Annotated in this window: 9 protein-coding genes; 6 read left to right on the forward strand and 3 right to left on the reverse strand. The window is 38.5% G+C overall.

The genetic code is table 11. From position 1 onward, the window contains the following. Window positions 1–752: 752 nt before the first annotated feature. Entirely contained in the window at window positions 753–1,232 is a 480-nt protein-coding gene (locus MMO42_RS17965) for a type III toxin-antitoxin system ToxN/AbiQ family toxin (protein ID WP_275891186.1), read from the forward strand. Window positions 1,233–1,344: 112 nt separating this feature from the next. Next, complete coding sequence (locus MMO42_RS17970) at window positions 1,345–1,587, forward strand: hypothetical protein (protein WP_241321562.1); 243 nt, start codon at window positions 1,345–1,347, stop codon at window positions 1,585–1,587. A 2-nt stretch (window positions 1,588–1,589) separates the two neighbouring features. On the opposite strand, the gene mobQ is transcribed toward MMO42_RS17970, so the two are convergent. Continuing rightward, window positions 1,590–3,014, reverse strand: a complete 1,425-nt coding sequence (gene mobQ / locus MMO42_RS17975; RefSeq protein WP_241321563.1) for a MobQ family relaxase — start codon at window positions 3,012–3,014, stop codon at window positions 1,590–1,592. 208 nt (window positions 3,015–3,222) lie between these two features. On the opposite strand from mobQ, the gene MMO42_RS17980 reads away from it, so the two are divergent. From MMO42_RS17980 to trbL, 4 genes are read left to right on the forward strand one after another with little or no spacing between them, the layout of a single operon-like run. After that, complete coding sequence (locus MMO42_RS17980) at window positions 3,223–3,498, forward strand: hypothetical protein (protein WP_004919011.1); 276 nt, start codon at window positions 3,223–3,225, stop codon at window positions 3,496–3,498. Window positions 3,499–3,501: 3 nt separating this feature from the next. Continuing rightward, window positions 3,502–4,251 carry a hypothetical protein gene (locus MMO42_RS17985; RefSeq protein ID WP_004919009.1) on the forward strand — a complete coding sequence of 250 codons (750 nt, stop codon included), beginning with the start codon at window positions 3,502–3,504 and terminating at the stop codon, window positions 4,249–4,251. A 1-nt stretch (window position 4,252) separates the two neighbouring features. After that, the gene (locus MMO42_RS17990) at window positions 4,253–4,399 is read left to right on the forward strand and encodes a hypothetical protein (RefSeq protein WP_241321564.1); all 147 of its coding nucleotides are present in this window, start codon (window positions 4,253–4,255) and stop codon (window positions 4,397–4,399) included. A 59-nt stretch (window positions 4,400–4,458) separates the two neighbouring features. Further along, window positions 4,459–5,598 (forward strand): P-type conjugative transfer protein TrbL, encoded by a 1,140-nt coding sequence (gene trbL / locus MMO42_RS17995; RefSeq protein ID WP_241321565.1) that lies wholly within the window; start codon window positions 4,459–4,461, stop codon window positions 5,596–5,598. Window positions 5,599–5,615: 17 nt separating this feature from the next. Here the strand turns inward: trbL and MMO42_RS18000 are convergent, their stop codons facing one another. Beyond that, entirely contained in the window at window positions 5,616–5,816 is a 201-nt protein-coding gene (locus MMO42_RS18000; protein ID WP_068564378.1) for a hypothetical protein, read from the reverse strand. A 10-nt stretch (window positions 5,817–5,826) separates the two neighbouring features. Then, window positions 5,827–6,762 carry a replication initiation protein RepM gene (repM, locus tag MMO42_RS18005; protein WP_241321566.1) on the reverse strand — a complete coding sequence of 312 codons (936 nt, stop codon included), beginning with the start codon at window positions 6,760–6,762 and terminating at the stop codon, window positions 5,827–5,829. Between the last annotated feature and the right edge of the window lie 125 nt (window positions 6,763–6,887).

Here is a 6,887-nt window from a genome sequence, read left to right on the forward strand (position 1 = left end):
CAAACTATTTGTGTCTTTATGACAAACTATTTGTGTCTTTATGACAAACTATTTGTGTCTTTATACTCGTTAAAAGTATTGCTATTAAAAGGTTTCACTTAGTTTAAAAGCATTTAAAAGCATTTAAAATTTTTAAAAGCCCATACAGCAGGGGAGTGGTCAAACTGCCCTAGGTACTCGCCAAGGCTCGTACTCTATTGAAGCTCGCAAGCTCGCTTCGAGGGGCAGTTTTTTGTTAATCCTGTTTGTGAAATCTAAAAGCAAAAGCAACTATGAATTCGCTTCGCTCATAGAGCTTTTTTGCTCGCTCCGCTCGGTCTAGGTGCAAGTTTTAGCAAGTGATTTATGCTTTTCTTAGGCTATACAGCCTGAAAAGCGGTTTTTCAGAGGGTCTAGGTGCAAATTTTGATTGTTCGCTCGTAGACACTCGCTCTGTAATATATTGTATTGTTTAGATATTTTTAATAAACACCAAAATAAATATGCTATATCGCTATTGCGAAACTATATATTTTGCACCTTGATAATATATTTTTTAACGTATTAATCTAATTACTGGTGCAATTCTCAATTGCAAATTTAATGATAAGAAAGCATAATGAATGCAATAGGTGTCCCACTACCTTTAAATGCGGATTGAAAAATGGGTGTCCCACTACCCTTAAATGCGGATTGAAAAATTTACCTCATCTTTATGATGGGTGTATAAAAAATGGTATCCTTGCGGATGCCATTTTTTATGCCTGAAAGATATGTCTACGTCGCTTCGCTTTTATACGATTAAAGATGATTTTATTAATAAAATGAAATCATTAGATTCAAAAATACAGAATAATTATGGTGGTACACGCCCTTATGTTGGCGTTTTATTGGTAATTAATGGCTTGAATTATTATGCGCCTTTGTCTTCATACAAACCAAAGCAAGACAAAATCAATAACATTACAGTTTTTAAGTTGCATGAAAAAGGTAATCCAAATAACAAGTTAGGCGTTATTCATATCAACAATATGTTCCCTGTAACAGATGATCAATTAATAGAAATCACTATTGATATTACAGACAAATATGGTCGTTTATTACAAAACCAGTATGAGTTTATTTTGCATTTTCAGGATCAAATCCAAGCTCAAGCCCAGCAGCTCTATGATTTAGCTAATAAAAATCGAAACTCTTTCATAGCAAGACTTTCATGTGATTTTAAGCTTTTAGAAACAGCGCTAAATCAATAAGTACCAAAAGAAAAAATCCTTCTCAGCCAGTTCGCACTTTTCTGTTCTAAGGATAGCCCCAAACCATTGAATAATTGTGATATATATCTCTTACCTTAATTAGAGATATATCATGAGCATTTTTGAAAAATTTTTAGAGATAGAACGTAAATATCAAATTAAATTACATGAGGGTGAGAATTTTAAACAGGCCCTGTATAACGGCAAAATGACAGATTCTAATGACTGTATTATTGATAAAATAGAACTAGTTATGAAGCACTATCCTGACAGCAAAGATCTTATGTTGTCTACCTATTCATCAGATGAAACATCTGAAATTGTATTTTGTTATGCAGTAGTAGTGCCGTATTAAAACTAACGTGAACGTGGTTTGTGATTATTTAATTTGGATGCTTCTAGCAACTTATTAGCCTCATCATTTTTACCTTGTTCACGTAAAGCTTTACGTGCAAGGAATGCTTGTCTTTCCCTTTCTTGTTGGGCTTTATAGTCCTGTTTTCGTTTTTCCTGTTCTGCTAATTTGCGCTGCTGTTCTCGCTCAAGATAGTTTCTTGCTCGGTCATATTTAGCTTTTAGGTTTGGATTAGACTTGTCTACAGTCTGTTTTGCCCGATCTGTATAGCGTTCAGGCTCAAGTCTAGGGGAGTTATTCCTCAATTCTCGTTCTTGTTCTTCGAGTTGGTTCAATTGCTTTCGGATTTCAGCATTTGCTGTATCCCATTTTCCGCCAAAAAACAGGGGTCTTTTTCCTAGTTCTTCTTTTTGGTGTTCAATATCGCTTTTAGATAGCTCTATTTGCTCCAAAATAGCGTTTATTTGCTCGATTTCTGTTTTTTGGATAGATGACGCTATGTTTTTCGCTTCCGTGGCTATAGCATCGTTATATTGCGAAATAACGCTATATGCAATTTTGGTTAATTCTTCAGGGGAACGTTGTTCCTGGTCTTTTTCTTTTTGGCGTTGTTCCTGGTCTAAATTTTCCCTGGTCTGTTCCAAGTCATGAACAAGGCGTTCTGTAGCTAAAATTTCTTGCTCAAGTCCTTTAATTAATTGGCGTTCCGTATTTCTAGCCTTAATCGCATCGTTACTTAAACTGATTTCAGTGTCCTTGCCCTGTCTGCGAAGTTGGGTAATTGTAGAACCCTCATGCTGTGTGGCTTCTAAATCTAAACCTTGCTCTTTGTAGCTGCGGTGATCGACACGCTCATGGCTGCCAACCTGTTCAAGAAATTGATTGCAGAGTTCCGCAAACTGTTGTCTCCAGTGTTCGACTTCTTGTTTGCCGTTGTCGTTAAATTCTCTCGTTTTTTTATCAAGGTTGCCTTGCTGGTTAATGCTGCGTGTAGTGAGCATGATGTGGGCGTGATAGTTGCGGTCATCACTTCCGCCTGCGGTATGTGGGGCATGAATGACTGCATCAACAACGACCTTATGACGTTCTACAATTTTTCTGCATAGTTCATTGAGCATCTTCTCTCGTTGTTCTTGGTTTAATTCACAAGGAAATGCAACTTCAAATTCTCTTGATAATTGAGAGTTTTTTCTAGTTTCAATGGTTTCGACCGTATTCCAAAGAGTTTCCCGATCTAATAATTCTTTTTTGGTGTTTTCAGGCGCATAGATATTTTTAAATTCTATGCCTGTTTTCTTGGTGTAATCCTGCTCTTTTCCATAGCGTTCATCTTTCAATTTTTCCCCTGATCTATATGCAGCACACGCAACAGCACTTCGACCATCTGATCGACTAATATTTTTTACTGAAAAGTGAAAAATAGCCACGATGTAAAGTCCCATTGACAAGTGTTTTTAAAAAAAATTGAAAATTTTTTTTCGGGGTTAAGGGGAGACCCCTTACGCGCTCCAAACTTTAGTTTGGGAAAGTGCGCCCTTCGGGAAAACCCACAACAATCATATAGCAACTTGAAAGCAATGTTCAAGTGCGCTTATGATTTAGGGGGATTTCCTCTATTTGAAAGGTATGTTAAAGATGAAAATTGAGTCATTGGAACAACAAATTTCTAAGCAACAAGAGCGGTTAAAACAGTTAAAAGCTCAAAAACAAGCTGCTGTAGCTCGTGAACGTTCTAAGCAAAAAGAGTTAGAACGAAAGAATGATACAAGACGTAAGATTTTAATCGGCTCTTGTATGTTAAAAATCGTCGAAAATGACACTGTTGCTCATGAAAAGTTAATGGCTCAGCTCGATAAATACTTAACCGAAAATCGAGATAGAGAATTATTTAATCTTCCATTAAAGGAGTGAGTGATGAAAATTAGGGCTTTATGTTTGGCTGGTATCTTGGCTGTTACGACTGTTACTTCGACATCGAGCATGGCAACAGGTATCCCTGTTTTTGATGGTGGCAACTTTGCCAATATGATCATTAACGCTGCTAACCAAGCAACGCAAATTTCTAACCAAGTTTCGCAAATTAATAGCTTGTTACGTGGTAATGCCTTGTCAGAACAAGCATTGCGCCAATTAGGTCTTGGCAACTATAGCGGTCTTGTCAGCCAAATGAGCGCACAGTATCAGGATTTGAATAAAATCATTTCTGCATCAAAAGCACTTAATGCTTCGGTGGGTGAGGTTCAAAGCCAGTTCCAGCAGCTCTACCCTAATTTTCAAAACATGAAAAATAAATCACCTGAACAAATGTATCAGCAGTTCGGTAAGTGGTCGGATCAGCTTCAAGATGCCAATAAATCTGCAATGCAGGCTCAATCGACAATCAACAACATTAAGGATCGGAATAATCGGATTGCATCAATTTTGAATGAAAGTGCTGGATCGGCTGGAGCTTCACAAGTTGCTCAATTGCAGTCATCTAATCAAATGTTGGGTGTTTTGGCGCAACAAATGAATGATTTGCACACGGTTATGGCTGCTTCGGCTCGTTCTGCTACAGAAGCTCAAGCAACCGCCCAGGCGGAAAAAGATGCTATGCGTAATGCTTGGAAACAACGGAATACCAGTAGCCTTGATTTAGGTTCTACCAAGGCAAAGGGGTTCTAAAATGAAATATTTGAATATTTTGATTTCAGGAGTTTTGATTTTTTCCCTTGCTGGTTGTGGCAAAAAAGATGAAAAAACACAAGAAGATTGGAAAAAAAGAAATACAAGTGATTTAGACCTTGATAACGCCAAAGGCAAAGGATTCTGATTATGGCCAGACTAAACAGATCCATGCTATCAACGCTCTTGATTATTGGGTTGTTTGTCATGTCCGCCCATGCAAATGCTGCGATTGATGCTTCATCAATCGACAATATGATCGAGAAGTTCCAAACAGCAGCAAGTACATGGCAAGCTCCTCTGTTGAACTATGCAACCAATCTATTTTGGATCCTCGCATTTATTCAATTCAGCTGGGCAATGATCGGCTTGGCATTTCGTGGTGATGATCTTTCGATATGGGCATCAACTATCGTCAATCAGATTATGTATGTCGGCTTTATGTCATGGCTTTTGATGAACTCAGCAACGTTCGCTGAAGCGATTGTAAATAGCTTCAGACAGGCTGCATCTACCGCCAGTGGCTACAATCTGCTTACACCCTCAGATTTTTTTGTGAACGGCTGGAAGATCGTCCAAGAGATTTTAAACTCGGTAAGTGCTTGGTCGCCTATTGATTCATTGGGGATGCTGATTGCTTCAATCATTATCATGATTGCATTTGCCTTGATTTGTGCATTCTTGGTTTTGGCGTTGGTTGAAATGTATATCGTGGTGTCAGCCAGTGTCTTAATGATGGGGTTTGCAGGTTCGCAATGGACGAAAGACTATGCCCTAAAAACCATTCAATATGCTGTTTCAGTTGGTGCAAAAATATTTATTTTACAATTGATTGCAGGTCTTGGACTTACTTTTATCAAAGAGTGGGCTACTGACTTTAATGTTGAAGATAATGTAAGTCTGGTCGGTATGATTGGCTGTAGTGTGGTACTGCTGGCATTAACCAAAATTGTGCCTGATATGCTCCAAGGCGTGATTAACGGCTCATCTATTGGGAGTGGTGCTGCTCTAACTTCTGCCCTACGTGCTGTGGCTGCTGCGACAGCTGGCGCTGCTGCTGGTGCAGCTGGTGCGTCTATGGCTACAAAAGGCGCTGGAGCGTTGGCAAGTGAACAGCTTAAAACGGCTCAAGCAACTGGCACAGGCCCATCGAGTGCAATGGGTAAAGCTGGTTTTATGGCTGGTAATATGGCAATGAATATGAGTTCTGCTTTAAAAAGTGACCTTGGCAGCCGTTTGAGTGGTTCTACGACTGGTGGACGTATGGCTGGCTCGATGATGGATAGAGCAAACGAGCTACGGTCAAACCGATCTAAAAGCAATCAGGATGAAAACACTATCTCATAGGGCGAGACAGATTTTTTCTAATTTTTGGAGTTCAATTTTTTCCATTCAGCCATTAATGCAGCGTCTTCTTGTTCAAAGGTGGTTTCACCATTCAAGATGCGCTGCTGCCTTGCTTGATCCTCTGATTGGCAAGAATCAATTATTTCCTGAGTAAACTCATGATCTACGATGCCTTTAGCACTTCTAAAGGCTTCCAGTAGCTGCTGTTTATCTGTCATTTTAAATGTCCTAAGAGTTAAATCCTACTTGTACCAATAGAGGGTAAAACGTCCTGAATTTTTCAGGTTCTAAAAGCATATCAGCAATGCGTTTTGCAAAGTCTTCGTATGATTCAGTGCCTACAGAATATTCGCTCATTTCGTGCATTTCAGACAACTTGTGAGCGAATAAATGCCGCTGTGCATCGGTCATAGGGATAAAGAAATCAGGTGTGTTTGGATCTCGTTTCGGGTCAACCGGCTTTTCAATTTTTGCCTGTTGTTTTTGCTTAAATTTAAAGGAAAAACCTGTAATCGTTCGCCCTTTTTTTTGTTGTTCATAGCTAACGGTTATATCAGTATGCTCATTAATCTGTTTAATAGATGGCTCAAGTACACGGCTTTTAAAGTGATTCATAGCCTTGTATTCATCATCCTCAACTCCTAACTTTTTCCTAAACTCTGATAGCTCTATAGGTGGGACTTTTCCAACTCCACGCCAAGCAATAAGTAGTTCATAAAGCCGTATAGCATACTTACCAGTCAGCTGAGTTACTTGGATAATTTGATAGCTTGTAAAGTGTTGTTCAAGCCTTGTAATTAAAGGAACAACGTCAGGTGCAAAGGTGATTTCTAGTATTGCAGAATCATCAATATATTTGATACGACTTACCCAGCGAGAACGGACAGTACCGATCCCTTTTTTTGTTTCCTCTTGAAAAGAAAATTGGCGTTCAAATAAGTTGTTAACAGCACTTTTTAGGGCTTTGTATGCACCCTCTTTAGTAACATTAAACTGTTTTGAATAATCACTCGCATGAATTTCTAATTTGCTGTCAGAGGTGATCCCTGCCCCTGTTTCTCTTGCATTAATGATTGCTAAAAGTATTAAGCGTTGCTCAGTCACTTCAAGGTTGTAACTGGCGTTCATTAAAGCATTATCTTTCACTACTAATCCGTTTTTCATATAAAAGACACTATGTTTTTTATGTGCATAAAGACACAATATATAACTATGTGTCGTTATGCAAACTATTTGTGTCTTTATGACAAACTATTTGTGTCTTTATGACAAACTATTTGTGTCTTTAT

It is taken from the genome of Acinetobacter sp. ANC 3882 (genome assembly GCF_022549545.1).
Taxonomy (GTDB): domain Bacteria; phylum Pseudomonadota; class Gammaproteobacteria; order Pseudomonadales; family Moraxellaceae; genus Acinetobacter.

What these genes read in the sequence shown, in the direction of transcription:
- MMO42_RS17965 (WP_275891186.1), top strand. Translation starts at nt 753, where the DNA reads ATGTCTACGTCGCTTCGCTTTTATACGATTAAAGATGATTTTATTAAT.
- MMO42_RS17970 (WP_241321562.1), top strand. Translation starts at nt 1,345, where the DNA reads ATGAGCATTTTTGAAAAATTTTTAGAGATAGAACGTAAATATCAAATT.
- MMO42_RS17980 (WP_004919011.1), top strand. Translation starts at nt 3,223, where the DNA reads ATGAAAATTGAGTCATTGGAACAACAAATTTCTAAGCAACAAGAGCGG.
- MMO42_RS17985 (WP_004919009.1), top strand. Translation starts at nt 3,502, where the DNA reads ATGAAAATTAGGGCTTTATGTTTGGCTGGTATCTTGGCTGTTACGACT.
- MMO42_RS17990 (WP_241321564.1), top strand. Translation starts at nt 4,253, where the DNA reads ATGAAATATTTGAATATTTTGATTTCAGGAGTTTTGATTTTTTCCCTT.
- trbL (WP_241321565.1), top strand. Translation starts at nt 4,459, where the DNA reads ATGTCCGCCCATGCAAATGCTGCGATTGATGCTTCATCAATCGACAAT.
- MMO42_RS18000 (WP_068564378.1), bottom strand. Translation starts at nt 5,816, where the DNA reads ATGACAGATAAACAGCAGCTACTGGAAGCCTTTAGAAGTGCTAAAGGC.
- repM (WP_241321566.1), bottom strand. Translation starts at nt 6,762, where the DNA reads ATGAAAAACGGATTAGTAGTGAAAGATAATGCTTTAATGAACGCCAGT.